At 67.0% G+C, this 26395-nt stretch carries 22 protein-coding genes and 1 riboswitch; of the genes, 6 read left to right on the top strand and 16 right to left on the bottom strand.

Features of this window, described 5'->3' with window-relative positions:
- The first annotated feature begins 12 nt into the window (after positions 1 to 12).
- Together ACSFA8_RS17980 and ACSFA8_RS17975 are read left to right on the top strand one after the other, a co-directional pair.
- Entirely contained in the window at positions 13 to 1362 is a 1350-nt protein-coding gene (locus ACSFA8_RS17980; protein ID WP_435480845.1) for a peptidoglycan DD-metalloendopeptidase family protein, read from the top strand.
- A gap of 23 nt (positions 1363 to 1385) precedes the next feature.
- Positions 1386 to 2513: an anhydro-N-acetylmuramic acid kinase gene (locus ACSFA8_RS17975; RefSeq protein WP_435480844.1), complete on the top strand. Its 1128-nt coding sequence runs from the start codon at positions 1386 to 1388 to the stop codon at positions 2511 to 2513.
- A gap of 81 nt (positions 2514 to 2594) precedes the next feature.
- On the opposite strand, the gene erpA is transcribed toward ACSFA8_RS17975, so the two are convergent.
- The 3 genes from erpA to rplM all read right to left on the bottom strand — a co-directional run bounded on the left by erpA (position 2595) and on the right by rplM (position 3935).
- Positions 2595 to 2960, bottom strand: coding sequence for an iron-sulfur cluster insertion protein ErpA (gene erpA, locus ACSFA8_RS17970; protein ID WP_213957393.1), 366 nt, complete (start codon positions 2958 to 2960; stop codon positions 2595 to 2597).
- A 115-nt stretch (positions 2961 to 3075) separates the two neighbouring features.
- The gene (gene rpsI / locus ACSFA8_RS17965; RefSeq protein ID WP_435480843.1) at positions 3076 to 3468 is read right to left on the bottom strand and encodes a 30S ribosomal protein S9; all 393 of its coding nucleotides are present in this window, start codon (positions 3466 to 3468) and stop codon (positions 3076 to 3078) included.
- Positions 3465 to 3935 carry a 50S ribosomal protein L13 gene (rplM, locus tag ACSFA8_RS17960; protein ID WP_286539501.1) on the bottom strand — a complete coding sequence of 157 codons (471 nt, stop codon included), beginning with the start codon at positions 3933 to 3935 and terminating at the stop codon, positions 3465 to 3467. Before rplM ends, rpsI begins: the two co-directional genes overlap by 4 nt.
- 163 nt (positions 3936 to 4098) lie before the next feature.
- Here rplM and ACSFA8_RS17955 point away from each other — a divergent pair, with 163 nt between their 5' ends.
- Positions 4099 to 5046 carry a 23S rRNA (adenine(2030)-N(6))-methyltransferase RlmJ gene (locus ACSFA8_RS17955; protein ID WP_435480842.1) on the top strand — a complete coding sequence of 316 codons (948 nt, stop codon included), beginning with the start codon at positions 4099 to 4101 and terminating at the stop codon, positions 5044 to 5046.
- A gap of 1 nt (position 5047) precedes the next feature.
- On the opposite strand, the gene ACSFA8_RS17950 is transcribed toward ACSFA8_RS17955, so the two are convergent.
- The 4 genes from ACSFA8_RS17950 to ahcY are packed head-to-tail and all read right to left on the bottom strand — an operon-like array spanning position 5048 to position 8789.
- A complete protein-coding gene (locus ACSFA8_RS17950) occupies positions 5048 to 5731 on the bottom strand; it encodes a septal ring lytic transglycosylase RlpA family protein (RefSeq protein WP_435480841.1) in 684 nt (227 codons plus the stop codon).
- On the bottom strand, positions 5728 to 6552 hold the full coding sequence (metF, locus tag ACSFA8_RS17945) for a methylenetetrahydrofolate reductase [NAD(P)H] (RefSeq protein ID WP_435480840.1): 825 nt from the start codon (positions 6550 to 6552) through the stop codon (positions 5728 to 5730). The genes ACSFA8_RS17950 and metF overlap by 4 nt, the downstream gene beginning before the upstream one ends.
- Entirely contained in the window at positions 6530 to 7339 is an 810-nt protein-coding gene (locus tag ACSFA8_RS17940; RefSeq protein ID WP_435480839.1) for a TlyA family RNA methyltransferase, read from the bottom strand. Before ACSFA8_RS17940 ends, metF begins: the two co-directional genes overlap by 23 nt.
- Positions 7340 to 7349: 10 nt before the next feature.
- On the bottom strand, positions 7350 to 8789 hold the full coding sequence (ahcY, locus tag ACSFA8_RS17935) for an adenosylhomocysteinase (protein ID WP_435480838.1): 1440 nt from the start codon (positions 8787 to 8789) through the stop codon (positions 7350 to 7352).
- Positions 8790 to 8869: 80 nt separating this feature from the next.
- Positions 8870 to 8937: riboswitch (S-adenosyl-L-homocysteine riboswitch) on the bottom strand.
- Positions 8938 to 9055: 118 nt separating this feature from the next.
- Here ahcY and ACSFA8_RS17930 point away from each other — a divergent pair.
- Positions 9056 to 10690 carry a peptide chain release factor 3 gene (locus tag ACSFA8_RS17930; RefSeq protein WP_435480837.1) on the top strand — a complete coding sequence of 545 codons (1635 nt, stop codon included), beginning with the start codon at positions 9056 to 9058 and terminating at the stop codon, positions 10688 to 10690.
- Between the two features lie 343 nt (positions 10691 to 11033).
- A complete protein-coding gene (locus tag ACSFA8_RS17925; protein WP_435480889.1) occupies positions 11034 to 11852 on the top strand; it encodes an HAD-IIB family hydrolase in 819 nt (272 codons plus the stop codon).
- A 32-nt stretch (positions 11853 to 11884) separates the two neighbouring features.
- On the opposite strand, the gene ACSFA8_RS17920 is transcribed toward ACSFA8_RS17925, so the two are convergent.
- The 3 genes from ACSFA8_RS17920 to uvrA all read right to left on the bottom strand — a co-directional run bounded on the left by ACSFA8_RS17920 (position 11885) and on the right by uvrA (position 19966).
- Positions 11885 to 12856 (bottom strand): tripartite tricarboxylate transporter substrate binding protein, encoded by a 972-nt coding sequence (locus ACSFA8_RS17920; RefSeq protein WP_435480836.1) that lies wholly within the window; start codon positions 12854 to 12856, stop codon positions 11885 to 11887.
- Positions 12857 to 12946: 90 nt separating this feature from the next.
- Positions 12947 to 13990, bottom strand: coding sequence for a histone deacetylase family protein (locus ACSFA8_RS17915; protein ID WP_435480835.1), 1044 nt, complete (start codon positions 13988 to 13990; stop codon positions 12947 to 12949).
- 48 nt (positions 13991 to 14038) lie between these two features.
- The gene (gene uvrA, locus ACSFA8_RS17910; protein WP_435480834.1) at positions 14039 to 19966 is read right to left on the bottom strand and encodes an excinuclease ABC subunit UvrA; all 5928 of its coding nucleotides are present in this window, start codon (positions 19964 to 19966) and stop codon (positions 14039 to 14041) included.
- Positions 19967 to 20151: 185 nt separating this feature from the next.
- Here uvrA and ACSFA8_RS17905 point away from each other — a divergent pair, with 185 nt between their 5' ends.
- Entirely contained in the window at positions 20152 to 21264 is a 1113-nt protein-coding gene (locus ACSFA8_RS17905) for an ABC transporter substrate-binding protein (protein ID WP_435480833.1), read from the top strand.
- A gap of 38 nt (positions 21265 to 21302) precedes the next feature.
- On the opposite strand, the gene ACSFA8_RS17900 is transcribed toward ACSFA8_RS17905, so the two are convergent.
- The 6 genes from ACSFA8_RS17900 to ACSFA8_RS17875 all read right to left on the bottom strand — a co-directional run bounded on the left by ACSFA8_RS17900 (position 21303) and on the right by ACSFA8_RS17875 (position 26382).
- Positions 21303 to 21464: a hypothetical protein gene (locus ACSFA8_RS17900; RefSeq protein WP_435480832.1), complete on the bottom strand. Its 162-nt coding sequence runs from the start codon at positions 21462 to 21464 to the stop codon at positions 21303 to 21305.
- 163 nt (positions 21465 to 21627) lie between these two features.
- On the bottom strand, positions 21628 to 23322 hold the full coding sequence (locus tag ACSFA8_RS17895; RefSeq protein WP_435480831.1) for an MFS transporter: 1695 nt from the start codon (positions 23320 to 23322) through the stop codon (positions 21628 to 21630).
- A 153-nt stretch (positions 23323 to 23475) separates the two neighbouring features.
- On the bottom strand, positions 23476 to 24117 hold the full coding sequence (locus tag ACSFA8_RS17890) for a 2-hydroxychromene-2-carboxylate isomerase (protein ID WP_435480830.1): 642 nt from the start codon (positions 24115 to 24117) through the stop codon (positions 23476 to 23478).
- A complete protein-coding gene (locus ACSFA8_RS17885) occupies positions 24114 to 24347 on the bottom strand; it encodes a DUF1289 domain-containing protein (protein WP_435480829.1) in 234 nt (77 codons plus the stop codon). Before ACSFA8_RS17885 ends, ACSFA8_RS17890 begins: the two co-directional genes overlap by 4 nt.
- 163 nt (positions 24348 to 24510) lie before the next feature.
- The gene (locus ACSFA8_RS17880; protein WP_435480828.1) at positions 24511 to 25431 is read right to left on the bottom strand and encodes a hydroxymethylglutaryl-CoA lyase; all 921 of its coding nucleotides are present in this window, start codon (positions 25429 to 25431) and stop codon (positions 24511 to 24513) included.
- Between the two features lie 24 nt (positions 25432 to 25455).
- On the bottom strand, positions 25456 to 26382 hold the full coding sequence (locus tag ACSFA8_RS17875) for a 2-hydroxyacid dehydrogenase (RefSeq protein ID WP_435480827.1): 927 nt from the start codon (positions 26380 to 26382) through the stop codon (positions 25456 to 25458).
- Between the last annotated feature and the right edge of the window lie 13 nt (positions 26383 to 26395).

The following is a 26395-nucleotide window of genomic DNA, read 5'->3' as shown; positions in this document are numbered from 1 at the left end:
GAACCGACAGATTTGATTAACGGCATTCTCGCTGCCGAGGAGCTTCTTGCTTCCCGCCTAGCCTACACGTTCCGAACCTACCCGAAGCAGATCAGCACCGCGATCGGCGCGCTGCTGCTGTTCGCAGGCGGCGGCGCCTTCGCCGTGGCCTCCCTGGGGCCCGATGCGGCCGATTTGCCGGTGAAGCAGGTGCTGGAAGCCGTCAGCCCGCTGCCGGTGGCCGCCCAGACCGATGCGTTGGACGCGTTCGGCTTCACGCTGTTTCGCAGCGACCTCACCCGCTCCAGCGACACGGCCGAAGCGCTGCTCAAGCGCCTCGGCATCGCCGATGCAGGCGCGGCCGCCTTCGTGCGCTCCAATGCCGAAGCCCGCGCCGCCCTGCTCAGCCGCCCTGGCCGCAGCGTGACGGCCGAGGCCAGCCACGAAAACCAGCTGCAGAAACTCAGCGCACGCTGGATTCCGGACGGCGACGGCGCTTTCAAGCGCCTGGTGATTGTCAAGACACCCACTGGCTTTGTCGCGCGCTCCGAAGCCGACACGCTGACGCCGGGCACGCGCCTGGCCAGCGGCGTGGTGCGCAGTTCGCTGTTCGCCGCGACCGACGAGGCCCGCATTCCCGACGGCGTCGCCAGTCAGCTGGCCGACATCTTCTCGGGCGATGTCGACTTCCGCCAGCTGCGCAAGGGCGACCGCTTCGCCGTGGTCTACGAAACCTTCGAAGCCGACGGCCAGTCGCTGCGCAGCGGCCGCGTGCTTTCGGCCGAGTTCGAAAGCAACGGAAAGCTGCACCAGGCGCTGTGGTTCCAGGAACCCGGCCAGAAGGGCGGCTACTACCGCCCGACCGGCGACAGCCTGCGCAAGGCCTACCTGAGCTCGCCGGTCGAGTTCTCGCGCATCTCCAGCGGTTTCGCGATGCGCCTGCACCCGATCCTCAACAGCTGGCGCCAGCACAACGGCATCGACTTTGCGGCGCCTACCGGTACCGCAGTGCGCGCCGTGGGTGACGGCGTGGTCGAGTTTGCGGGCACACAGAGCGGCTACGGCAACATCGTCATCGTCAAGCACCGCAACAACCAGAGCACCGCTTACGCGCATTTGAGCCGCATCGACGTCAAGGTCGGTCAGGCCGTCACGCAGAGCCAGTTCATCGGCGCGGTCGGCTCGACCGGCTGGGCCACCGGCCCGCACCTGCACTTCGAATTTCGCGTCAATGGCGAGTACACCGACCCGAGCACCATTGCCCAGCAAGACGGTGGCGCCCCGATCGCAGCCGCGTCACGGCCTGCCTTCGAGCGCATTGCCAAGGCCACTCGCACTGAGTTGGCAGCGGCCTTTTCGGTCGTTCAAGCCAGCGCCGATTGAGCCCGCAGCCGGGCGGTTCAGCCATGGCTAGCGAGCTTTTCATCGGGCTGATGTCGGGTACCTCGCTCGATGGGGTCGACGGCGTGCTGGCCGATTTTTCGGGCGGCCGCATCGCGGTTCTGGCGCATGCAGCAGCCCACTTCCCGGTGACGCTGCGCGCCGAACTGCTGGCCCTTAACACGCCGCACGGCGACAACGAGCTACATCGCGCGGCGCTGGCCGGCAACGGCATTGCGCGCCTCTATGCGGACGTCACCCAGCAATTGCTCGCCGACACCCGCCTTGCCGCGAAGGCGGTGCGCGCCATCGGCGCCCACGGCCAGACCGTGCGGCACCGTCCCGGGGAGTTCGACGATGTGGGCTACACCCTGCAGATCAACAGCCCCGCTGCGCTGGCGGAATGGGCAGGCATCGACGTGGTGGCGGATTTCCGCAGCCGCGACCTCGCCGCGGGCGGCCAAGGCGCGCCCCTGGTTCCGGGATTCCACCGCGCGCTGTTTGGCCAGGCCGACCGTGCGATCGCCGTTCTCAACATCGGTGGCATCGCCAACCTGAGTTTGCTGCCCGCCAGCGGCGACGCCGATCCTGTCGTGCTGGGCTTCGACTGCGGCCCGGGCAACGGACTGATGGACCACTGGTGCCAGAGCCATGTCGGCGAGCCTTTCGATCGCAGCGGCGAATGGGCTGCCAGCGGTCGCGTGCTGCCCGATCTGCTGTCCCGGCTGCAGGCCAGCCCCTGGTTCACCAAGCTGCCGCCCAAGAGCACGGGCCGCGACCTGTTCAACCCCGCATGGCTCGCCTCCCATCTCGGTGCCGCCACCGACGCGGCGCCGGCCGATGTCCAGGCCACGTTGGCCGAATTGACCGCCCGGGCTTGTGCAGAGGACGTGAGACGCTATGGAATTGATAGCAAAGAGCTGATCGTTTGCGGTGGCGGCGCCCTGAACGCCCATCTCATGGCACGGCTGCAGGCGTTGCTGCCGGATCTGGCGGTCGTGTCTTCCGCCGAGCGTGGCCTGCCGCCGCAGCAGGTCGAGGCCGCCGCGTTCGCCTGGCTGGCTCGCGCCACGGTGCGGCGCGAGCATGGCAACCTGGCCAGCGTCACCGGTGCGCAGGGCGGCCGGGTGCTGGGCGCGATTTACCCGGCCTGAAGCAGGCCGAAAGAATGACGGGCAACAAAAAACCGCCCGTAGGCGGTTGTTTCGTGGCGCCGGTACGGCGCAAGAGAGGGATCAGGCGGAGAAGCTCGATCCGCAGCCGCAGGTGCTGGTGGCGTTCGGATTCTTGATCACGAACTGGGCACCCTGCAGATCTTCCTTGTAGTCGATCTCGGCGCCGACCAGGTACTGGTAGCTCATCGCGTCGATCAGCAGCGAGACACCGTTCTTGGTCATGGTGGTGTCGTCTTCGTTGGTGATCTCGTCGAAGGTGAAACCGTACTGGAAGCCCGAGCAGCCCCCGCCCTGCACGAACACGCGCAGCTTGAGATCGGGATTGCCTTCCTCGGCGATCAGGTCGGCCACCTTGGCCGCCGCGCTGTCGGTGAAGACGATCGGGGCGGGCATTTCGGTCTGGATTTGTTCGGCAACAGCGCTCATGGGGAAACTCCATTAGGGCCGAAGAAACGGCCAGTTGAGGGTCATGCTACTGCAAGCAGCAAAAAACCGCCCGAAGGCGGTTCTTTGTCGGTACGGGCCGTAAGCCCAAAACGCCTTAGCGCTTCGAGAACTGCTTGCGGCGGCGTGCAGAGTGCAAACCGACCTTTTTACGCTCGACTTCACGCGCATCGCGCGTCACGAAACCGGCCTGGCTCAACACCGGCTTGAGGGTCGCGTCGTAGTCCAGCAGCGCACGGGTGATGCCGTGGCGGGCCGCGCCTGCCTGGCCCGACTCGCCACCGCCAGCCACGTTGATCATGATGTCGAAGGTTTCGACGTGGTTCGTCAAAAACAGCGGTTGTTTGGCAATCATGATCGACGTTTCGCGGCCAAAGTAGGACTGGATGTCCTTGCCATTGACCGTGATCTTGCCGGTGCCCTTTTTCATGAACACACGGGCGACGCTCGATTTGCGACGGCCGGTGCCATTGTTCCATTCACCGATCATTTGGCGGCCTCCCGTTGGGCGTTGGTGGACAAGCCTGCAATTTCCAGCACCTTGGGTTGCTGGGCGGTATGCGGGTGCTCGGCACCACCGTAAACCTTGAGTTTCTTGATCATCGCGTAGCCGAGCGGGCCCTTGGGCAGCATGCCCTTGACGGCCTTTTCCAGGGCGCGGCCCGGGTGCTTGGCTTGCATGTCGCGGAAGTTGGTCGACGAGATACCGCCCGGGTAGCCCGAGTGACGGTAGTAGATCTTGTCGATCGGCTTGGCGCCGGTGACGCGCAGTTGCGATGCGTTGATGATGACGATGAAGTCACCGGTATCGACGTGAGGCGTGTAAATGGCCTTGTGTTTGCCGCGCAAACGGAGAGCAACTTCGCTGGCTACTCGTCCGAGGACCTTGTCGGTCGCGTCAATCACAAACCACTCGTGCGTCACGTCAGCGGGCTTGGCGCTGAACGTTTTGGTCATGAGTTTTCTCTTTTGTAAGAGGGTTTGGCGGGCCCTTTTCCACGGTCGGCGTTCCTCTGACGGGAATCTCTTAGGTGGGGGATAAACTTCGCCGCGGGGCCACAAAAGCGCTGCGAAGCCTTCGATTATATAAAGAATCCGGAGCAGCGGGTACCATTCACACATGTTCAGTTACCGCCACGCCTTCCACGCCGGCAACCACGCCGACGTGCTCAAGCACACGGTGCTGATTGCCACGCTCGACCATTTGCTCGAAAAAGAGGCAGCGCTGACGGTGGTCGACACCCACGCCGGCGCCGGGCTCTACCGGCTCGACGGCGACTATGCCGGCACCAGCGGCGAGGCGGCCGAAGGCATTCTTCGGCTTTTGGCACCAAAACCGGCTGCCGCGGCCGTCCCGCCTGCTCAAGTTGCTACCAAAAAGATAGCGAAACCGGTCGATGCGACGCTGGCACCAGCGCTCCAGCACTACCTTGACGTGGTGCGCGCCTTCAATCCCAACGGCGGCGCGCGCGTCTACCCGGGCTCGCCTTTCATCATCCAGCACCTGCTGCGCGAGCACGACAAGCTCAAGCTGTTCGAACTGCATCCGACCGACTCGCGCACGCTGGACGCCAACATCGCGCAACTCGAAGCCGGCCGCCAGATCGCGGTGCTGCATGAGGACGGCTTCGGCAGCGCCACCAAGTTCCTGCCGCCGCCGTCGCGCCGCGCCCTGGTGCTGATGGATCCGAGCTACGAAATCAAGAGCGACTATGGTCGCGTACTCGACTTCACGGCCGAGGCGCTGAAACGCTTTGCCACCGGCACTTACGCGATCTGGTACCCCATCATTCCGCGGCCCGAGGCGCACGACCTGCCGCGCCGGCTCAAGACCATGGCAACCAAGGCTGGCAAGTCATGGCTCCATGCCACGCTGACCGTCAAGTCGAGCAAGCTGCTGACCACGGACAGCGGCGAAACCAAGCGGCCGGGGCTGCCGGCCAGCGGCATGTTCCTGATCAACCCGCCCTACACCCTCAAGGCTTTGCTGCAACCGGCGCTGGAGCAGGCCAAAGATCTGCTGGCACAAGACCGGCACGCGGCGTTCTCGCTCGACAGCGGCGGCTGAGCTATCGACGGCTGCGCGGGTTGACGACGGCCTTGCCGGGCCGCGCGCGCATCCGCTGCGGCGCCGGCTCCACAGCGGGCTCGGCGGCATCGAGATCGGCCGCCGCACCGCCGCAGCGTTGCTCCTTGCGATCGATCACCGACAACGCGACCTGCTTGATGCCCATCGAGGTCAGGCCGATCGCATCGGCCGCGGCACGGCTGAGGTCGATGATGCGGCCCTGCGCGTAGGGGCCGCGGTCGTTGATGCGCACCTGCACCTCGCGACCGTTGACCAGGCTGCGCACGCAGACGCGGGTGTTGAAGGGCAGCGTCTTGTGGGCCGCCGTCATGGCGCCCATGTCGAAGCGCTCGCCGTTCGCGGTCTTTTTCTGGTGGAACTGAATGCCATACCACGACGCGCCGCCGCGCTCGAAGATCTCGCGCGGTCCGCCGTCACCGGGCGCGCCGTCGTCCTGCGGCAGGTCGCCGGCGCCGCCACTGCTGAGGCCGTAATCGACGCCGGGAACCAGAGAGCGGGGCGCGGCGCCCGGCGGCACTGCCAACGCAGGCGCGAGCGGCCGCAGGCGGGAACGCGCCGCCGTCGTCGCTCCCTCCCCGGTGGCCGGCGCCGCCCCCTCCGGCGGCACGGCGCAGGCGGCCATCATGCAACTGGCCACGAGCAGCGCTGCGCGCTGGATCTTCACCCGAGCCGCTCCAGTACCCCCAGGGTCGCTTGCGACTGGTTCATGGTGTAGAAGTGCAGCGCCGGTGCGCCGCCATCGCGCAGGCGCGCGCAAAGGTCGGTCACCACGTCGAGGCCAAAGGCCTTGATCGAAGCCGTGTCGTCGCCATAGGCCTGCAGCCGCAGCCGGATCCAGCGCGGGATTTCGGCCCCGCAGGCATCGGAAAAGCGCATCAGCTGCGTCGAGCTGATGATCGGCATGACACCCGGCACTACCGGCACGTCCAGCCCCAGCTTGCGGCTTTCGTCGACGAAACGGAAGTACGCCTCGGGGCTGAAGAAGTACTGCGTGATGGCCGAGTCCGCACCCGCCTTCACTTTGGCGGCATAGGCCTGCAGATCGGCTTCCGGCGAGCGGGCCTGCGGGTGCACTTCGGGGTAGCAGGCCACCTCGACGTGAAAATCGCGCCCGGTCTCCTCGCGGATGAAGGCCACCAGATCGCTCGCGTAGTGGAACTCGCCGCCGATGCCATAGCCACTCGGCAGGTCGCCGCGCAAGGCCACCAGCCGCTTGACGCCCATCGCCTTGAGTTCCGCAAGCTGCGCCCGTACGGTCTCCCGGGTGGCGCCGATGCAGGAAAAATGGCTGGCCGCATCGCAGCCCTCATCGAGGATCTCGCGCACTGCATTGAAGGTGCCATCGTGCGTGGAACCCCCGGCGCCATAGGTCACCGAGCAAAACTCGGGCTTGTGCACATAGAGCTGCTGCCGCACCGCGCGCAGCTTGACCGCGCCTTCGGGCGTCTTGGTCGGGAAAAACTCAAAGCTGAGTGGCAGGCGCACGGCCGACTCCTGTTGCACCGCTCGTCTCCCGAACGGCATGAATGAAAAACTCGTGGTTGCCATCGCCGCCCTCGATCGGGCTGTCGAACCACTGCACGACGCGCAGCGAGAGTGCGGCGCAAGCATCGCGCAGGCGCTGCTCGACCACCGCATACATCGCGTCATCGCGCACGATGCCGCCTTTGCCGACCTGGCCCGGCTGCAGTTCGAACTGCGGCTTGACCAACATCAGCAAGTGGCCGTCCGCAGCGAGAAAGGGCACCACGGCGGGCAGCACCAGCGTCTGCGAGATGAACGACAGGTCGCCGACCACCAGGTCGAAGCGCGGCTCGGCCTCGGCCTCGGCTGCCAGATCCGCAGCCACAAGGCTGCGCGCGTTGACCTTTTCAATCGCGGTCACGCGCTCGTCCTCGCGCAGCCGGGCGTGCAGTTGCCCGTGGCCGACGTCAACGCCGGTCACATGCGCCGCGCCGTGCTGCAGGAGGCAATCGGTAAAGCCGCCGGTCGACTGCCCGATGTCGAGGCACTGCAGCCCCGTCGCATCGATGCCGGTAACGCGCAGCGCGCCTTCGAGCTTGAGCCCGCCGCGCGACACGTAACGCGCCTCGGCTGCATCGGCCAGTTCCAGTTCGGCCGTTTCGGGCAGATCGTCGCGGTTCTTGCCAACGGCACGCCAGGCGCCCTGCGTCCCCGCGTCGCGCCAGCGCATACCGCCCGCAATCAGCCGGACGGCCTGCGAGCGTGACGCGGCGAGGCCGCGTTCGACGAGCAATTGATCGGCGCGCACAGCGCTTCGATCAATAGCGGTAGGTGTCCGCCTTGTACGGGCCGTTCTTGTCGACGCCGATGTAGGCGGCCTGCGCATCCGTCAGTTCGGTCAGCATCGCGCCGACCTTCTTCAGGTGCAGGCGGGCGACCTTCTCGTCCAGGTGCTTGGGCAGCACGTAGACCTTGCCGGCTTCGTAAGCGTCGGGCTTGGTGAAGAGTTCGATCTGCGCGATCGTCTGGTTGGCGAACGACGACGACATCACGAAGCTCGGGTGGCCGGTGCCGCAGCCCAGGTTCACCAGGCGGCCCTTTGCCAGCAGGATGATTTTCTTGCCATCGGGGAAGGTGATGTGGTCGACCTGCGGCTTGATCTCTTCCCATTCGTACTTTTCGATCGAGGCGACGTCGATCTCGTTGTCGAAGTGGCCGATGTTGCAGACGATGGCCTGGTCTTTCATCGCGGCCATCGTGTCGTGCGTGATCACGTCCTTGTTGCCGGTGGTCGTCACGAAGATGTCGGCCTTGTCGGCGGCGTACTCCATGGTCACGACCTTGTAGCCTTCCATCGCGGCCTGCAGCGCGTTGATCGGGTCGATCTCGGTGACCCAGACTTGCGCCGACAGTGCGCGCAGTGCCTGGGCCGAGCCCTTGCCCACGTCGCCGTAGCCGGCCACGCAGGCGACCTTGCCGGCGATCATCACGTCGGTCGCGCGCTTGATGCCGTCGACCAGCGATTCGCGGCAGCCGTAAAGGTTGTCGAACTTGCTCTTGGTGACCGAGTCGTTCACGTTGATGGCGCGGAAGAGCAGCGTGCCCTTGGCCGACATCTCGTTCAGGCGGTGCACGCCGGTGGTGGTTTCCTCGGTCACGCCGATGATCTCGGCCGACTTGCGGGTGTACCAGGTGCCGTCGACCGCCAGCTTGGCCTTGATCGCGGCGTAGAGGATGCGTTCTTCTTCACTGGTCGGATTGGCGAGCACCGATTGATCCTTCTCGGCGCGCTGGCCCAGATGCATCAGCAACGTGGCATCGCCACCGTCGTCCAGGATCATGTTCGGGCCTTCGCCCTTCGAACCCTTGGGGCCGAAGTCGAAGATGGCGTGGGTGTAGTCCCAGTAGTCGGTCAGCGACTCGCCCTTGATCGCGAACACCGGCGTGCCGGCGGCAGCGATGGCGGCGGCGGCATGGTCTTGCGTCGAGAAGATGTTGCACGAAGCCCAGCGCACGTCGGCACCGAGCGCCTGCAGCGTCTCGATCAGCACGGCCGTCTGGATCGTCATGTGCAGCGAACCCGTGATGCGCGCGCCCTTGAGCGGCTGGCTCGTGGCGAATTCCTGGCGGATCGCCATCAGGCCGGGCATTTCGGTTTCCGCAATGCGGATTTCCTTGCGGCCCCAGGCGGCAAGGGAGAGGTCGGCGATTGCCTGGTCGGCGGAAGTGACGGGGGTGGGCTTGAGAACAGCGCTCATGAGAACTCCAACAAAACAAGTTGTTTGAAAAGTGCCACTGCGTTCGGGGGTCTGACGAGACAGCAACTCACCGCGAGAACAGCAGGTGAGCGTGGTTGCGAAGGTGTCCGAGCCTCACGCCTTTGGCGCTGCAACGCTCCTCGGAACGGCGGATTTTAGCGCAGGCCGCCGCGCCGCGCGCAAGACATGCCGGCGGCCCGCCATGCCGGTGGCAGCAGCCTGCTCTTGCGCGTCTGCGAAAATCGGCGGTTCTCCTGGAGCCCCGTGTGTCATCCCCCTTCCTTGCCGAAACCCGCCGCCGTCGCACCTTCGCGATCATTTCTCACCCCGATGCCGGCAAGACCACGCTGACTGAGAAGCTGCTGCTGTTCTCGGGCGCAATCCAGATCGCAGGCTCGGTCAAGGCGCGCAAGGCGACGCGGCATGCCACCTCGGACTGGATGGAGATCGAAAAGCAGCGCGGCATTTCGGTGGCCTCGTCGGTCATGCAGATGCTCTACCGCGACCACGTGATCAACCTGCTCGACACACCGGGCCACAAGGACTTCTCGGAAGACACCTACCGCGTGCTGACGGCCGTGGACTCTGCGCTGATGGTGATCGACGCGGCCAACGGCGTCGAAGCGCAGACGCGCCGCCTGATCGAAGTCTGCCGCCAGCGCGACACGCCCATCATCACCTTCGTCAACAAGATGGACCGCGAGGTGCGCGAGCCGCTCGACATCCTCGACGAGATCGAGCGCGAGCTCGGCATGCCCTGTGTGCCGATGACCTGGCCAGTCGGCCAGGGCAAAGTCTTCGGCGGCATCATGAACCTGCGCACGCAGACCATGACGGTGTTCGATTCGGGCAAGGAGCGGCTGCCGCAGGAGTTCGAGACCATCGCATTGAGCGACCGCGACGCGCTGCTCAAGCGCTTCGGCCATGAGTTCGAGATCGCCGAGCAGAGCATGGAACTGGCGGCCGGGGCCTCGCCCGAATGGGATCGCGCCGCCTTTCTCGCCGGCAAGCAGACCCCGGTGTTCTTCGGCTCGGGCGTCAACAACTTCGGCGTGATGGAAGTGCTCGACGCGCTAGTCGACCTCGCGCCCTCGCCGCAGTCGCGCACCAGCACCACGCTGGTCAACCGCCAGCCGGTCGTGAAAGAGATCCAGCCCGAGGACAAGGATTTCGCCGGCGTCGTGTTCAAGGTGCAAGCCAACATGGACGCCAACCACCGCGACCGCATCGCCTTCGTGCGCATGGCCTCGGGCAAGTACACGCCGGGCATGCGGCTCAAGGTGCAGCGCACCGCCAAGGAGTTGCGGCCGACCAGCGTCGTCACCTTCATGAGCCAGCGCCGCGAGGCGGTGGAGGAAGCCTATGCCGGTGACATCGTGGGCTTCACCACGCATGGCGGCGTGCAGTTGGGCGACACCATCACCGACGGCGCCTCGCTGCAGTTCACCGGCCTGCCCTTCTTTGCGCCCGAGCTGTTCATGACCGTGATCCTGAAGAACCCGCTGCGCACCAAGCAGTTGCAGCAAGGCCTGGCGCAACTCGGCGAGGAGGGTGCGATCCAGGTGTTTCGCCCCGAGATGGGCGGGCCGATGCTGCTCGGCGCGGTCGGGCAACTTCAGTTCGAAGTGGTGCAGCACCGCCTGAAGGCCGAGTACGACGCCGACGTGAAGCTCGAAGGATGCCAGTACACCGGCGCCCGCTGGATCACGGCCGACACGCCGGCCGAGCTGCGCGAATTCGTCAACGCCTACCCGGCGCGCATGGCGCTCGATGCGGCCAACACGCTGGCGTACCTGTGCACCTCGCCGTACGACGTGCGCCTCGCGCAGGAGCGCTTTCCGAAGATCCATTTCCATCCGCTGCGGGAGCACGCGGGGCTGGCGCTGCAGACGGCGGGGTGATGTGACCCCCACGCTCGGCACTGCCGTGTCCTCGCTGCCCCCCGAGGGGGCGCAGCCCGCCTTGGGGCGGCCCGGCGGCGGGCTGATGTGACCCCCACGCTCGGCACTGCCGTGTCCTCGCTGCCCCCCCGAGGGGCGCAGCCCGCCTTGGGGCGGCCCGGCGGCGGGCTGATGTGACCCCCGCGCTCGGCACTACCGTGTCCTCGCTGCCCCCCGAGGGGGCGCAGCCCGCCTTGGGGCGGCCCGGCGGCGGGCTGATGTGACCCCCGCGCTCGGCACTGCCGTGTCCTCGCTGCCCCCCGAGGGGGCGCAGCCCGCCTTGGGGCGGCCCGGCGGCGGGCTGATGCTGCCGCTTGCGCAGTGGCCGACAGAGGCCCGCGGCGGTCTGCTCGGTGTCTTCACCGACATCGACGACACGCTGACCACCCATGGCGCGATCACGCCCGATGCGCTGCAGGCGCTGGCCGACCTGAAAACCGCCGGCCTGCACGTCGTCGCCATCACCGGGCGCCCGGTCGGCTGGAGCGAGCCCTTCGCGGCCGCCTGGCCGATCGATTCGATCGTCGCGGAAAACGGCGCGGTCGCATTGATGCGGCAAAGCGACGGCACGCTCGCCAGGCGCTACCAGCAGGACGCCGCTGCACGCGCCGCCAACTTCGCACGCATGCAGGAGGTGCTGGCGCGCATCGAGCGCGAAGTGCCCGGCGCGGTGCGTGCCACCGACTCGCCCGGCCGCGAATGCGACATCGCGATCGACCACAGCGAGTTCACGCAGCTGAGCGACGCCCAGATCGACAAGGTCGTCATGCGCATGCGCGGCGACGGCATGCATGCCACGGTGAGCAGCATCCACATCAACGGCTGGTATGGCGAGCACAACAAGCTCGAGGGCGCGCGCTGGATCGTGCGCGAACTGTGGGGGCGAGACCTCAATAAAGAGATGGATCGCTGGGCCTATGTGGGCGACTCGACCAACGACCAGCTGATGTTCGACACCTTTGTGCATAGCATCGGCGTGGCGAACATCGCCCGCTTCGTGCCGCACCTGGCGCACCTGCCGCGCTATGTGACGCAAGGAGAGCGCGGCGCGGGATTCACTGAAGTCGCGCGAGCAGTTCTAAGCCAGATCGCCCCCCAGCGCCCGTCCGATGGTCGCGAGTAGCCATCCATTCAACAGCGTTCGTGTGGACGCGCTCACTGGCCCTTGGCCAGCCCCAGCTTCTCGATGATCACCTTCTCGCGGGCCACAGTGTCCTTGGCGAACTGGGTGTACTGCGCCGAGCTCTTGTAGTCGGGCAGCATGTCGTACTTGCCCAGCACGCCGACGTAGCTGGGCTCTTCCATCGCCTGCTTGAAGGCGTCGTGCAGCTTCTTCACCACCTCGGGCGGCGTGCCCTTCGGCGCGCCGATGCCGAACGGCGAGTTCTGCACGATGTCGATGCCCAGCTCCTTCAGCGTTGGCGCGTCGGGGAACTTGGCCAGGCGTTTCTCGCCCCAGGTGTTGAGCACGCGCAGCTTGCCGGCCTCGACCTGCGGCGCAAAGCCGGTACTGTCGGCGGCCGCCATGAGCTGGCCGCTGAGCACCGCCAGCGACAGGTCGGCGCTGCCCTTGTACGGCACGTGCTGCAGTTCGATGCCTACCTTCTGTGCGATCAGCTCCGTGGTCAGGTGCGGGCTGGTCAGCGTGCCGGTGGAGCCGTAGGTGAGCTTGCCCGGGTTGGCCTTGGCATAGGCGACGAAGTCGCCCCAGTTCTTGAACGGGCTGTCGGTCGGCACCACGATGCCGAAGGCATAGCCGGTGACGTTGATGACGTAGCTGATGTCCTTGATCGGATCCCAGTTGATCTTGGTGGTGTAGCCGAGGCGGAACACGCCGAGAGGGATCTGGCCGATCGTGTAGCCGTCCGGCGCGGTGGTCTGCAGCGCCTGCGCTGGCAGGGTGCCGCCGGCGCCGGGCTTGTTTTCGATGATCACCGGCTGGCCGAGGATCTTCGAGGCGTTGTCGGCGAGCTGGCGCATCGTGATGTCGGTCGGCCCGCCCGCGGGGAAAGCGATCACCAGCTTGATCGGCTTGGCCGGAAAGGCTTGCGCCCAGGCGGCGAGGGGCGCGGCGGCGGTCAAGGCGACGAGCATCGTGGCGCGCAGCAACAGGGAGCGAGGAATCATGCGGAAGTCTCCAGAAAAGGTCACCAGCCATTGGGCCGGCTCAGGTGGCAACCAGCAATCCGTGAAGTCCCGGGGCGGGTCGCCCGCGCGTCATGCCGCCTGCTCGAAGCCTTCGAGCACGTTGACGGCGTTCACGCCGACCTCGGCCACGGCATAGCCGCCTTCGAACACGAACACGGTCGGCAGGCCGGCGCGCGCCAGGTCTTCGCCGACCGCCAAATAGTCGGCGCTTTGCAGGGTGAAGCCGGCAATCGGATCGTTGGCGAAGGTGTCGAGGCCGAGTGACACCACCAGGGCATCCGGCCTGAACGCGGCAATTCCTTGCAGCGCCGTCGCCAGTGCTTCGCGCCATGCGGCAAAGCCGGTGCCGCGCGGCAGCGGCAGGTTGCGGTTGCAGCCCAGCCCGGCGCCGGCGCCCTGCTCGTCCGCATAGCCGAGGTAGTACGGGTACTCGGTGTGCGGATCGCCGTGCAGGCTGGTGAAATGCACGTCGGCCCGTTCCCAGAAGATCGCCTGCGTGCCGTTGCCGTGGTGGTAGTCGATGTCGAGCACCGCAACCCGCGCCATGCCGGCGTCGCGCAGGGTCTGCGCCGCGATCGCCGCGTTGTTCAGAAAGCAGTAGCCGCCGAAGAAGTCGGCGCCCGCATGGTGGCCGGGCGGGCGCGTCAGCGCGAAAGCGGCGCGGTCGCCGGCCAGCAGGCGCTGCGCCGCGGCAATGGCACAGCCCGCGCCTGCATGCGCCGCAGCCCATGTGCCGGAGGTCAACGGCGAACCCGCGTCGTACGAGAACAGGCCCATGCGCGCCGCAAAGCTCGCCGGCAGCACGTCGCTGCGGAAGGTGCGGATCGGCCAGTACGAGGGAAACGCGTCGCGCCCCGCGTTGGCCGGATCCAGCGCCACCCACTCGGCCCAGGCGCCGCGCAGGAAATCGACATAGCGCGGCGCATGCACCCGCGCGATGACCGTGTCGTCGAACATGCCCGGCGTTTCGATCGCACCGAGTCCGCGCCGCTTCAGTTCCTGCAACACGAAGTCGGCACGCGCCGGCACTTCGAAACACGGCACCAGTTCGCCGCGGAACATCTCGAGCTTGCCGTGGTGCAGGGTGTGCTGGTCGTTGTAGAGCGTGCGCATGCGGTGGTGCCGGTCAAAGCACCGCAGTTTATCGACGCACCCCTCACATCACGCCCGCGCCAGCACCGGCCCGAGCGCCACCCCCGTGTGTGTGCCGATCCGCACCACCTCTTCGGGCGGGGCCGCGGCGACGATGCGGCCGCCGGCATTGCCGCCTTCGGGCCCGAGATCGATGATCCAGTCGGCCTCGGCGATCACGTCGAGGTCGTGCTCGATCACCACCACGCTGTGGCCGCCGTTCACCAGGCGGTGCAGCACGTGAATGAGCTTCTCGACGTCGGCCATGTGCAGGCCCACGGTGGGTTCGTCCAGCACGTAGAGCGTGTGCGGCGCCTTGTTGCCGCGGCGCGTGACGTCGTCGCGCACCTTGCTGAGTTCGGTCACCAGCTTGATGCGCTGCGCCTCGCCGCCGCTCAGCGTCGGTGACGGCTGGCCAAGCGTTAGGTAGCCCAGCCCGACGTCCTTCAGCAGTTGCAGCGGATGGCTGATGTTCGGCATGGCCGCAAAGAAGTCGACCGCCTCGTCCACCTCCATCTGCAGCACCTCGCCGATGCTTTTTCCGCGCCAGCTCACGGCCAGCGTTTCGGGGTTGAAGCGCGCGCCGTGGCAGACCTCGCAGGGCACCTTCACGTCGGGCAGAAAGCTCATCGCGATGGTGCGGATGCCGGCGCCGTCGCAGCCCGGGCAGCGGCCTTCGCCGGTGTTGAAGCTGAAGCGCGCCGGGCCGTAGCCGCGCGCCCTGGCTTCGAGTGTGTCGGCAAACAGTTTGCGGATCGTGTCCCAGAAGCCGATGTAGGTGGCGGGGCAACTGCGCGGTGTCTTGCCGATCGGCGTCTGGTCGACCTCGAGCACGCGGTCGATGGTTTCGTAGCCCTCGACCTTGGCGCTGCCTGTCCAGGCCGGCCGCTTGCCCGCGGCATCGGCATCGCGCCCGGCCTTGGTCATGCGCTGGATCACGACCGCCTGCACGTTGGTCAGCAGCACGTCGCGCGCGAGCGTCGACTTGCCGGAACCGCTTACGCCCGTGATCGCGACCAGGCGGTGCAGCGGCAGGGTCGCCGTGATGTCCTGCAGGTTGTGCAGGTCGGCGCCGCGCACCGTCAGCCAGCTCTGAACTCCCTCCCCTTCCGGGGGAGGGAGCAAGACCAGACGCCGCGGTTGCAGCGGATGCCTGATCGCATCGCGCAGGTAGCGTCCGGTCTGCGAATCGGCGGCCGCCTGGATGTCGGCCACCGAGCCCTCGGCCACCAGCCGGCCGCCGCGCTTGCCGGCGCTCGGGCCGATGTCGATGATGTGGTCGGCGCGGCGGATGGTGTCTTCGTCGTGCTCCACCACCACCAGCGTGTTGCCCTTGTCGCCGAGCTTGTGCAGCGCGTTCAGCAGGATCTGGTTGTCGCGCGCATGCAGGCCGATGGTCGGCTCGTCGAGCACGTAGCAGACGCCCTGCAGATTGCTGCCGAGCTGCGCCGCCAGGCGGATGCGCTGCGCTTCGCCGCCACTCAAGGTCGGCGCGCCGCGGTCGAGCGTGAGGTAGCCGAGGCCCACTTCTTCCAGGAACTCGAGACGGCTCTTGATCTCGGGCACCAGGTCGCGCGCGATCTCGGCATCGCGGCCGACCAGCGCCAGGCCCTCGAACCATTTGCGGATGTCGGTCACGCTCATGCGCGCGATCTCGGTGATGCCGACGCCGCCCGTGCCGTCGGCGATCGACGCGCCGAAGCCCACCGCGCGTGCCGTCGCGTTCAGGCGCGTGCCTTCGCAGGTCGGGCACGCGGTGTCGCCCACGTCTTCGGCCTCGGGCTCGGCAAAGGTCTGCTCGCGCCCTTTCTGGTCGTCGGCCAGCACCGAGTCGTCGTACACCTTGCGTTGGTCTTTGGTGAGCTTGACGCCGGTGCCCACGCAGTCGGGGCACCAGCCGTGCTTGCTGTTGTAGCTGAACAGGCGCGGGTCGAGTTCCGCGTAGCTGGTGCTGCAGATCGGGCAGGCGCGCAGCGTCGAAAACACCTGCACCCGGCCGATGCCGGTGGTCGGCGCGCCGGCCATCATCGCGGCCTTGAGGCCGGTCAGCTCGCTCAGCACATGCAGCACGCCCTTGCCGTGCTCGAGCGCCCGGGCCAGCGCCTCGCGCAGCGACGTTTCGTTCTCGGGCAGCACATCGAGGCTGGCCACCGGCAGCTCGATGCTGTGTTCCTTGAAGCGGTCGATGCGCGGGAAATTGAGCGTCGGCAGGAAGCCGCCGTCCACGCGCAGGTGCGTGTAGCCGCGCGGCCGAGCCCAGTCGGCCAGCTCGGTGTAGACGCCCTTGCGGTTGCTCACCAGCGGCGCGAGCAGGCCGATGTGCTGACCCTTGAAGGTCTTGAGCAACTGCGCCGCGATGCTGTCCGGCGTTTGCGGCCGCACCGCCGCGCCGTCGTGGATGCAGTGCTGGATGCCGAGCTTGACGTACAGCAGGCGCAGGAAATGCCACACCTCGGTGGTGGTGCCGACCGTGCTCTTGCGCCCGCCGCGCGAGAGGCGCTGCTCGATCGCCACCGTGGGCGGAATGCCGTAGACCGCATCGACTTCCGGCCGGCCGGCCGGCTGCACGATGCTGCGCGCGTACGCGTTGAGCGATTCGAGGTAGCGGCGCTGCCCTTCGTTGAACAGGATGTCGAAGGCCAGCGTCGACTTGCCGGAACCGCTGACGCCCGTGACCACGCTGAACTTGCCGCGCGGGATGTCGACCGTGAGGTTCTTCAGGTTGTGCTCGCGCGCATTCACGATCTGAATGGCTCCCTCGCCACCGCTGCCGGCCCCCACCCCTGCCCTCCCCCGGGAGGGGAGGGAGTAAGAGGCGCGCGGCTCGGCGGCAAGGCGCGATGGCCCGAGCGCGAGCTCGTAGTCGCGCAGCGCGTCGCCGGTGAAGGAGCCCTTCAACTCGCGCACATGCTCCGGCGTGCCTTCGGCCACCACCTGGCCGCCGCCCTCGCCGCCTTCGGGCCCGAGGTCGATCAGCCAGTCGCTTGCGCGGATCACGTCGAGGTTGTGCTCGATCACCACCAGCGAATGGCCGGCGTCGAGCAGCTTGCGCAGCGCACGCATCAGGCGCGCGATGTCGTCGAAGTGCAGGCCGGTGGTCGGTTCGTCAAACAAAAACAGCGTGCCCTTGCGCGCCAGCGCCTGCTTGCTGGCGCTGCCATTCTTCGCGGCCTCGGCCAGGAAGCCCGCGAGCTTGAGGCGCTGCGCCTCGCCGCCCGACAGCGTCGGCACCGGCTGGCCGAGCTTCACGTAGTCGAGCCCGACATCGACGATCGGCTGCAGCACGCGCAGCACGTCGCGGTCGGCCACGAACAACACGGCGGCCTCGGCCACCGTGAGGTCGAGCACGTCCGCCACGTTGAGCGCGCGGCCCGCCCGTTCAATGGCCACTTCCAGAATCTCGGGACGGTAGCGCTTGCCGTCGCAGTCGGGGCAGCGCAGGTACACGTCGCTCAGGAACTGCATTTCCACATGCTCGAAGCCCGAGCCACCGCAGGTGGCGCAGCGGCCGTCGCCACTGTTGAAGCTGAACTTGCTCGCGGTGTAGCCGCGCTGGCGCGACAGCGGCGCGGTGGCAAAGATCTCGCGCACCGCGTCCCATGCGCCGACATAGCTCGCGGGATTCGAGCGCGCGGTCTTGCCGATCGGCGACTGGTCGACGAACACCACGTCGCTCAGGTGGTCGGCGCCCAGCAGCCGGTCGTGCGCTCCCGGTGTTTCGGTCGCCTTGCCGAAGTGGCGCATCAACGCCGGTGCCAGCACGTCCTGGATCAGCGTCGACTTGCCGGAGCCGCTGACGCCGGTGACGACCACCAGCCGCTGCAGCGGGATCTCGACCGTCACGTTCTGCAGGTTGTGCTCGCGCGCGCCTTCCAGGATGAGTCGGTGCGTGTTCTCGCTCACGAGGCGCTTGAAACCCATGCCGATCTGCTTGCGGCCGCCCAGGTAGGCGCCGGTGAGCGTGTCGGCGTTGCGCAGTGCGTCGACGCTGCCGTCGAACACGATCTGGCCGCCGCGGATGCCGGGGCCGGGGCCCATGTCGATCACGCGGTCGGCCGCCAGCATCACGGCCGGATCGTGCTCGACCACCACCAGCGTGTTGCCGGCATCGCGCAGCCGCAGCATCGCCTCGGTGATGCGGCTCATGTCGCGCGGATGCAGGCCGATGCTGGGCTCGTCGAGCACGAACAGGGTGTTGACCAGCGAGGTGCCGAGCGCCGTCGTGAGGTTGATGCGCTGCACCTCGCCGCCGCTCAGCGTGCGGCTCTGGCGGTCCAGCGTGAGGTAGCCAATGCCCACGTCGTGCAGGTAGCGCAGTCGCGTAGTGATTTCCTCGAACAGCAGCTTGAGGGCTTGCGCGTCGCCATGGCTTGCTCCTTCCCCCTTTGGGGGAAGGTTGGGATGGGGGTTGGCAGCGGACGATTCGAACGCCGCTTGCCCCCACCCCTGCCCTCCCCCGGCGGGGGAGGGAGCCTGCCTATCGAAGAAGCGCCGCAGCCGCTCGATCGGCAGCAGCATGAGGTCGTGCAGGCACAGGCCCGGCAGCGCCTCGAGCTGCGCACGCGTCCAGTCGACGCCGACTGGCATGTAGCGCTTTTCCGGCGGCAGCACCGCGTCGGCGTCTTCCTTGCTACCGATGCGCCACAACAGGCTATCAACCTTAAGCCGGGCGCCGGCGCAGGTCGGGCAGGGCGTATAGCTGCGGTATTTGGACAAGAGCACGCGGATGTGCATCTTGTAGGCCTTGCTCTCCAGATAGCCGAAGAAGCGCCGCACGCCGTACCACTGCTGGTTCCACTTGCCCTTCCAGTGGGGCGAGCCTTCGATGACCCAATGCTTCTGCTCGGCCGTGAGCTTGCCCCAGGGCGTGTCGCGCGGGATGCCCGCCGCCTCGGCGTGGTGCATCAGGTCGTCCTGAGCTTCTTTCCAGGCCGGCGTCTGGATGGTCTTGATGGCGCCAGCGCGCAGGGTGAGCTTGTCGTTGGGAATCACCAGGCCCAGGTCGACCCCGATCACGCGGCCGAAGCCGCGGCAGGTTTCGCAGGCGCCGACGGCCGAATTGAAAGAGAACATCGACGGGATCGGATCACCATAGCGGATGTCGCTCTCCGGGCAGTGCAGGCCGGTGGAGAACTTCCAGATCTCGCCGGATGTGGCCCCCACGCTCCCCACTGCGTGTGGTTCGCTGCCCCCCGCGGGGGCGACCCCGCCTTGGGGCGGCCCGGCGGCGGGGCGGGCGCCCTCTTCCGCCGCCAGCGCGTAGACCGTGAGGCGCCCTGCCCCGCGCTTCAACGCGGTCTCGATCGCCTCCAGCACCCGGACGCGCTCGGCGCCGGCGATGCGAAAACGGTCGGCCACCACGTCCAGCACCTTGCGCGGCCCGGTCGGCGTGGCGACCTCGCGCTCGGCCTGCACCCGCGTGAAGCCGCTGGCCGACAGCCACTGGGTCACCTCGTCGGCGGTGGTCGTGGCCGGCAGTTCGACCGGGAAGGTCAGCACCACGCGCGGGTCGCCGGCCGCGGCGGCCCGCTCCACCAGCGCCGCGTAGATCGAGTCGGGGGAATCGTGCCGCACCGGCAGCGCAGTCTTGCGGTCGAACAGCTGCGCCGCGCGCGCAAACAACAACTTCAGGTGGTCGTTCAGCTCGGTCATGGTGCCGACCGTGGAGCGCGAGGAGCGCACCGGGTTGGTCTGGTCGATGGCAATGGCGGGCGGCACGCCCTCGACCTTGTCGACGGCCGGTTTGTCCATGCGGTCCAGAAACTGGCGCGCATAGGCCGAGAAGGTCTCGACGTAGCGGCGTTGCCCTTCGGCATAGAGGGTGTCGAACACCAGGCTCGACTTGCCCGAGCCGCTGGGGCCCGTGACCACCGTGAGCTCACCAGTGCGGATGTCGAGATCGAGGTTCTGGAGGTTGTGCTGGCGCGCGCCGCGGATCCGGATGGAGCCCTGTGTCATGAGTGCCTTGGGGGTGGGGCAGACATTCTAGGAAGTGCGGGTGTCGTATTCGTGCGATGCGTCACATGCTGGGTCGGCGGGCAGGGGTTTTCCCGGATGGGCTGGAAGTGCGACTCGGTAACAAATACTCACACTTGCGCCGGCCGCGTCCGTCGCCCCCAAATTTCTCTTCTCAAAGGTACCCAATGAAGAAAGTGCGCGTTCTCTGCGCGGCCGGATTGCTAGGCCTCGGCGCCGTCAGCGCTGCCGCCCAGATCCTGATCGGCCAGACCGCCGCCATCACCGGCGCGGTGGCGGCCAACATGCAGGAAACCATTGCCGGTGCGCAACTGGCGATCGACCACGCCAACGGCCAGGGCGGCATCCACGGCGAGCAGATCGAGATCGTGCGCCTGGACGACGGTTTCGACGTCAAGCGCGCCGGTGAAAACGCCCGCGTGCTGATCGAGGAAAAGAAGGTCGTCGCACTATTCCTGAGCCGCGGCACGCCGCACACGCAGGCCATCATTCCCTGGCTCGATAAACACGGCGTGGCGCTGATCGGGCCGTCCACCGGCGCCATGGTGCTGCACAAGCCGGTGCAAAAGCATGTGTTCAACGTGCGCTCTACCTATCAGCGCGAAGCGGAAAAGGCGGTGACGCACCTGCACACCGTCGGCATCGAACGGATCGCCGTGGTGCACGCCTCCGACTCGTTCGGCAAGGACGGCCTCGACGGCGCCGCCACCGGCTTCACCAAGGCCAAGAAGGAGCCGGTGGTCGTGGTCCCCGCGGATCGCGACAAGCCCGACTACGCCGCCATCGTGGCGGCGCTGGCCAAGGCCAACCCGCAGGCCGTGCTGTGGATCGGTTCGGGCAGCGCGGTGGTCGACGGCATCAAGGCATTGCGCGCCTCCGGCTCGTCGGCGCAGGTCGTCACGCTGTCGAACAACGCATCGACCGGCTTCATCAAGCAGCTCGGCGAAGCGAGCCGCGGCGTGATCGTGACGCAGGTGTTCCCCTCGGAGCGCGCCACGGCCCAACCGCTGGTGAAGGAGGCGACGGCGCTGGCGCAGGCCAAGGGGCAAACCGAACTGTCGCCAGCCACGCTGGAAGGTTTCGCCGCCGGCAAGGTGCTGGTCGAGGCCCTGCGCCGCGCCGGCCCGAAGCCCTCACGCGCGAAGGTTCTCGCAGCGCTGGACACCATTCGCGGCTTCGACCTCGGCGGCGGCATGGAAATCAGCTACTCGCCGCAGGATCACTCCGGCATCGATTTCGCCGACCTGGCGATCATCAGCGACGGCCGCTTCAAGCGCTGAGGCCCGGCGCTACGGCGCTACCTGCTACCTACTACCTACTACTTGGGCGCGCTGGGGGCAGGCGCGGGCTCGGGCGCGTGCGTTGCCTCGGCCTCGGTGCCGTGCTTTTCGCCCGACATGTCGATCTTGTCGCCGCCCTTGCTGATGACGAACAGTGCGATGGCGGCAAAGATGACGAAGCCGACGACGAGTTTCCACATGGGTCTTATCTCCTGGATGGTTCAAGAAAAAGGCCTCATGCAGGTGGCATGAAGCCTTTTTGTTCAACAGTCAGGTGAAGCGTGAGTGCTTCGCCAGAACACCGCGGAACCGGCTTTGCCGGTCCGCGGGTGTTGCCCCCGGTGAGGGGGAAGGTCAGGTCAGTTAATCATTCGCGTAGATGTCGACGTCCTTGGTCTCGCGCACGAACAGCGTGCCGATCACCAGCGTCATGGCCGCGATGATGATCGGGTACCAGAGGCCGTTGAACATGTTGCCGGTGCTGGCCACGATGGCGAACGAGATGGGTGGCAGCAACCCGCCGAACCAGCCGTTGCCGATGTGGTACGGCAGGCTCATCGAGGTGTAGCGGATCCGCGTCGGGAACAGCTCGACCAGCATCGCGGCGATCGGGCCATAGACCATCGTCACCAGCAGCACCAGCCAGAACAGCAGCGCGACCATCATTCCCTTGTTCATCTTGGCCGGATCCGCCTTGGACGGATAGCCGGCAACCTTGAGGTCGTCACCGACCACCTTCTTGAAGGCGGCGATTTCCTTGACCGAGGTTTCGTCGAACTTGGAGTTCACCACGTTGCCGATCGGCGCTTCGGCCGTCTTGTCGCCGATCTTGACGATCGCCTTGGAGCCCGGCGCACCCGCGATGTTCTCGTAGCTCACCGAGTTCTGCGACAGGTAGCGCTTTGCGATGTCGCAGGAGCTGCGGAAGTCGATTTCACGCGCCACCGGGTTGCCCTGGAACGAGCAGCTCGCCTGATCCGCCGTCACGGTCACTGCGGCCGTGGCCTGCGCCTTCATCAGATCCGGGTTGGCCGCTTCGGCCAGCATCTTGAACACCGGGAAATAGGTCAACACCGCCAGCAGACAGCCGGCCATGATGATCGGCTTGCGGCCGATCTTGTCGGACAGCGTCCCGAACACGACGAAGAACGGCGTGCCGAGCAGCAGCGAGGCCGCGATCAGCAGGTTGGCCGTGGTGTTGTCGACCTTGAGCTGTTGCGTCAGGAAGAACAGCGCATAGAACTGGCCCGAGTACCAGACCACGGCCTGGCCGGCGGTCAGGCCCACCAGCGCGAGGATGACGATCTTGAGGTTCTTCCACTGGCCGAACGATTCCGACAGCGGGGCCTTCGAGGTCTTGCCTTCGGCCTTCATTTTCTGGAAGGCAGGCGATTCGCTCAGGCTCAACCGGATCCACACCGAGATGCCGAGCAGTGCGATCGAGACGAGGAACGGAATGCGCCATGCCCAGTCGGCAAAGGCCGCTTCGCCAAGGCCGACCCGCACGCCCAGGATCACCAGCAGACTCAGGAACAGCCCGAGCGTGGCGGTGGTCTGAATCCACGAGGTGTAGGCACCGCGCTTGCCGTGCGGCGAATGCTCGGCCACATAGGTGGCTGCACCGCCGTACTCGCCGCCGAGCGCCAGGCCCTGCAGCATGCGCAGCGCGATCAGGATCACCGGCGCCGCGACGCCGATGGTCGCGTAGCTGGGCAGCAGGCCGACGATGAAGGTCGACAAGCCCATGATCAGGATCGTGACCAGGAAGGTGTACTTGCGGCCGATCATGTCGCCCAGACGGCCGAACACGATGGCGCCGAACGGGCGCACCAGGAAGCCGGCCGCAAATGCCAGCAGGGCGAAGATGAAGGCCGCGCCTGCATCCAGTCCGCTGAAGAACTGCTTGGCGATGATGGGTGCCAGCGAACCGTAGAGGTAGAAGTCGTACCACTCGAACACAGTGCCCAGCGAGGAAGCGAAGATGACCTTCTTTTCCTCCTTTGACATGGGTCGGGGCGCCGGATGCGGAACCCCCTTGGAATCCAGTGTGGCTGCCATTGCTTCGTCTCCTGTGGAAATGCGGGATGCAGGCCTCACCGCGAGACCGCCCCGCATTCTTGGAGAGACGACTGACCCGAGACTTTCGCCAAACTGACAGGCGCTTACAAACTAGGGTGAAACCCCCGCCGGCAATTTCAGGATGCAAGAAACTCAGCGATTGCTGCGCAGCGACGAAGGCCGCTGCGCCGCGGCGTGCCACTGCGGCCCGTCGAACCAGGCGTCGCCCATGAGTGCTGCGCGCAGCATCGCGAGGCCGTCGAAACCCCAGATCAGGCGATCGTCGACGGCAAAGGCCGGCACGCCGAACACGCCGCGCGCGATCGCCTCGTCGGTGTTGACCTTGAGCTGCGCCTTGACCGCATCGCTGCCGGGCTCGCGCTGCAGGGTGAGCCCGGCCTCGAGCGCCGCCAGCCGGCCGGCATCGGTGGCTTCGCCGCCGCCACGCCAGACATCACGAAAGAGGGTCTCGACCACATGGCGGCTCACCGTGCCATCGGGCGAGGTCGCGAGCGACAGCCGCAGGTGCGCGAGCGGGTTGTAGGGGTGCGACGCCGGCATCTCGATCGGAATGCCGTGCGCATGGCCGAGCCACAGCACCTGCCGGTACGTCCATTCGCGCTTGGACGGGATCTCGGCCGGGCCGAGCTGGCCATGGTGCTTGAGCACCGCACCCAGCAACAGCGGCTTGTAGGCCACGCTGTAACTCAGGCCCTCGAGCGCTTCGGGCAGCCGCTCGAACGCGAGGTACGCATAGGGCGAGATGAAGTCCAGATAGAAAGTAACGTGCTTCATGCCGTGGTCTCCGAGATGCGCTGCGCAATATGCACCCATACCTGCCGCTTGTCCGCTTCGCCCATGCGGCTCCACCCGGCAATCTCGCCGAGCGTGCGAAAGCAGCCTTCGCACAGCGAGGGCGTCGCTGCGCTCATGCGGCACACCGAGATGCAGGGCGACGGTATGGGTTCGGAGTCAAAGAGGCCTACAGCGCCAATCCGGTGGGCGCGCGCAACGAGCAGATCCATTGCGTCCTGCGTCGTCACACCACGTCCGCCACGGGGCCGCCGGTGAGGCGTTCGAGATCCTGCGGCGCGAGGCGCACCAACGCTTGCGGATGGCCGGCGCCCTGCAGCAGGCGGGCCACGCGTTGAACGGTTTCAGGCAGGGAATGGAGTTCGGCGCCGCACATCAGCCGGCCCGCTTGGTTCTGATCGCCTTCGACGCGCGCGAGTTCGGCTCGCGCCCCAGAGCCTGGCTGATGTAGACGCCTGCGTCGATCAGGCGGTCGAGGTCGATCCCGGTCTCGATGCCCATGCCGTGCAGCATGTAGACCACGTCTTCGGTCGCGACGTTGCCGGTGGCGCCCTTGGCATACGGGCAGCCGCCGAGGCCAGCCGACGAGGTGTCGAACTGCCACACACCCATCTCGAGGCTGGCCAGCGTGTTGCCCAGCGCCTGGCCGTACGTGTCGTGGAAGTGGCCGGAGATGTCGTCGATGCCGTAGTGCGCCAGCGTGGCCTCGACGGCGCGCTGCACCTTGACCGGCGTGCCGGCGCCGATGGTGTCGGCCACGCCGACATGCTGCACGCCGATGCCCTTCATCAGACCCGCGAGCCTGCCGACGGCTTCGGGGGCGACCTCGCCCTCGTACGGGCAGCCGACCGTGCACGACATCGCGCCGCGCACGTAAATGCCCTTCTCGCGCGCCGCTGCCACCACGGGCGCGAAGCGCTCGATGCTTTCGGCGATGGAGCAATTGATGTTCTTCTGGCTGAAAGCCTCGGTGGCAGCGCCGAACACCACGATCTCGTCGGGCCATTCGTTGCGCGGCGCGGCAATGGCGGCCTCGAAGCCCTTCATGTTCGGCGTGAGCACCGAATAGCGCACGCCCGGCTTGCGCGTGATGCCGTGCATCACGGCAGCGTTGTCGGCCATCTGCGGCACCCACTTGGGGCTGACGAAACTGGTGACCTCGATCTCGCGCAGGCCGGCGTCCTGCAGGCGGTGCACGAGGCCGATCTTGATGTCGGCGGCCACCGGCTGCTTCTCGTTCTGCAGGCCGTCGCGCGGGCCGACATCGACGATCTTGACTCTGGCTGGCAATTTCATAAACGTCTCCAAGAGAGTCCGGGTTCAGTATCCGCGGTTGGCGTCGACGACGCCGGGGAGGTCGTCGAAACCCGTACCCGCCTCCACGGCACGGATCTTGGCCGCGATCTGCGCGATCGACTCGTCGCGCAGGGTGCGGGCCGATGCATGCGGCGTCACCGTGATCTTCGGGTGGCGCCAGAACGGGTGCTCGGGTGGCAGCGGCTCCACCTCGAACACGTCGAGCGTGGCGCCGGCCAGCCGGCCTTCGTCGAGCAGGGGAATCAGTTCGTCTTCGGCCAGGTGGCCGCCGCGCGCGACGTTGATCACGTAGCCGCCGGGCAACAGCTTCGAAAGCGTTTCGCGCCGCAGGATGTGGCGCGTGTCGGGCGTCAGCGGCAGCAGGCACACCAGCACGCGGCTGGCCGCCAGGAATTCGTCGAGGCCCGCCTCGCCCGCGAAGCAGCGGATGCCTTCGATCTGCCTGGGGGAGCGGCTCCAGCCGTTGACCGGAAACTCGAACTGCGCCACCGCTTTCGCGACCCGCTCGCCCAGCACGCCCAGCCCCATGATGCCGACCGGAAAATCCCGCCGCAGCCTCGGTTTGCGAAAGCTCCAGCGGCCTTCGCCGGCGTCGGCTTGGTAGCCGTCGAACTCGCGGAAGTGCCGGATCAGTGCGTGGCACACGTACTCGGCCATCTGCACCGACATGCCGGCATCGTCGAGTCGCACGATGCGGGTCGATGCCGGCACGCGCAGCTTGAGCAGCGCGTCCACACCGGCGCCGATGTTGAAGATGCCGCGCAGCGCGGGCTGCTCGTCGATGAACTGCTGGGACGGCGCCCACACCACCGCGTGGTCGGCCGGCGCGGCGCCGGGCTGCCAGGCTTCGATGTCGGCATGCGGCAGTTCGCGGCGAAGGCCGGCGATCCAGGCGTCGGGGCGTTCGGGGATGGAAACGGTAATTCGCATGCCTGCGAGCTTA

It is taken from the genome of Variovorax nitratireducens (assembly GCF_051216545.1).
In the GTDB taxonomy this organism is placed as follows: Bacteria; Pseudomonadota; Gammaproteobacteria; order Burkholderiales; family Burkholderiaceae_C; genus Variovorax.
Note: the sequence above shows the minus strand (reverse complement) of the source record. Positions and strands in the feature narration are given on the sequence as shown.

Bases quoted from the DNA above. Each gene is read 5' to 3' on its own strand.
- ACSFA8_RS17895 (WP_435480831.1), bottom strand. From the start codon at position 23,322: ATGGCAGCCACACTGGATTCCAAGGGGGTTCCGCATCCGGCGCCCCGA.
- ACSFA8_RS17905 (WP_435480833.1), top strand. From the start codon at position 20,152: ATGAAGAAAGTGCGCGTTCTCTGCGCGGCCGGATTGCTAGGCCTCGGC.
- ACSFA8_RS17955 (WP_435480842.1), top strand. From the start codon at position 4,099: ATGTTCAGTTACCGCCACGCCTTCCACGCCGGCAACCACGCCGACGTG.
- ACSFA8_RS17880 (WP_435480828.1), bottom strand. From the start codon at position 25,431: ATGAAATTGCCAGCCAGAGTCAAGATCGTCGATGTCGGCCCGCGCGAC.
- ACSFA8_RS17885 (WP_435480829.1), bottom strand. From the start codon at position 24,347: ATGGATCTGCTCGTTGCGCGCGCCCACCGGATTGGCGCTGTAGGCCTC.
- ACSFA8_RS17900 (WP_435480832.1), bottom strand. From the start codon at position 21,464: ATGTGGAAACTCGTCGTCGGCTTCGTCATCTTTGCCGCCATCGCACTG.
- rpsI (WP_435480843.1), bottom strand. From the start codon at position 3,468: ATGATCGGTGAATGGAACAATGGCACCGGCCGTCGCAAATCGAGCGTC.
- erpA (WP_213957393.1), bottom strand. From the start codon at position 2,960: ATGAGCGCTGTTGCCGAACAAATCCAGACCGAAATGCCCGCCCCGATC.
- ACSFA8_RS17975 (WP_435480844.1), top strand. From the start codon at position 1,386: ATGGCTAGCGAGCTTTTCATCGGGCTGATGTCGGGTACCTCGCTCGAT.
- ACSFA8_RS17920 (WP_435480836.1), bottom strand. From the start codon at position 12,856: ATGATTCCTCGCTCCCTGTTGCTGCGCGCCACGATGCTCGTCGCCTTG.
- ACSFA8_RS17925 (WP_435480889.1), top strand. From the start codon at position 11,034: ATGCTGCCGCTTGCGCAGTGGCCGACAGAGGCCCGCGGCGGTCTGCTC.
- uvrA (WP_435480834.1), bottom strand. From the start codon at position 19,966: ATGACACAGGGCTCCATCCGGATCCGCGGCGCGCGCCAGCACAACCTC.
- rplM (WP_286539501.1), bottom strand. From the start codon at position 3,935: ATGACCAAAACGTTCAGCGCCAAGCCCGCTGACGTGACGCACGAGTGG.
- ACSFA8_RS17915 (WP_435480835.1), bottom strand. From the start codon at position 13,990: ATGCGCACGCTCTACAACGACCAGCACACCCTGCACCACGGCAAGCTC.
- ACSFA8_RS17875 (WP_435480827.1), bottom strand. From the start codon at position 26,382: ATGCGAATTACCGTTTCCATCCCCGAACGCCCCGACGCCTGGATCGCC.
- ahcY (WP_435480838.1), bottom strand. From the start codon at position 8,789: ATGAGCGCTGTTCTCAAGCCCACCCCCGTCACTTCCGCCGACCAGGCA.
- ACSFA8_RS17890 (WP_435480830.1), bottom strand. From the start codon at position 24,117: ATGAAGCACGTTACTTTCTATCTGGACTTCATCTCGCCCTATGCGTAC.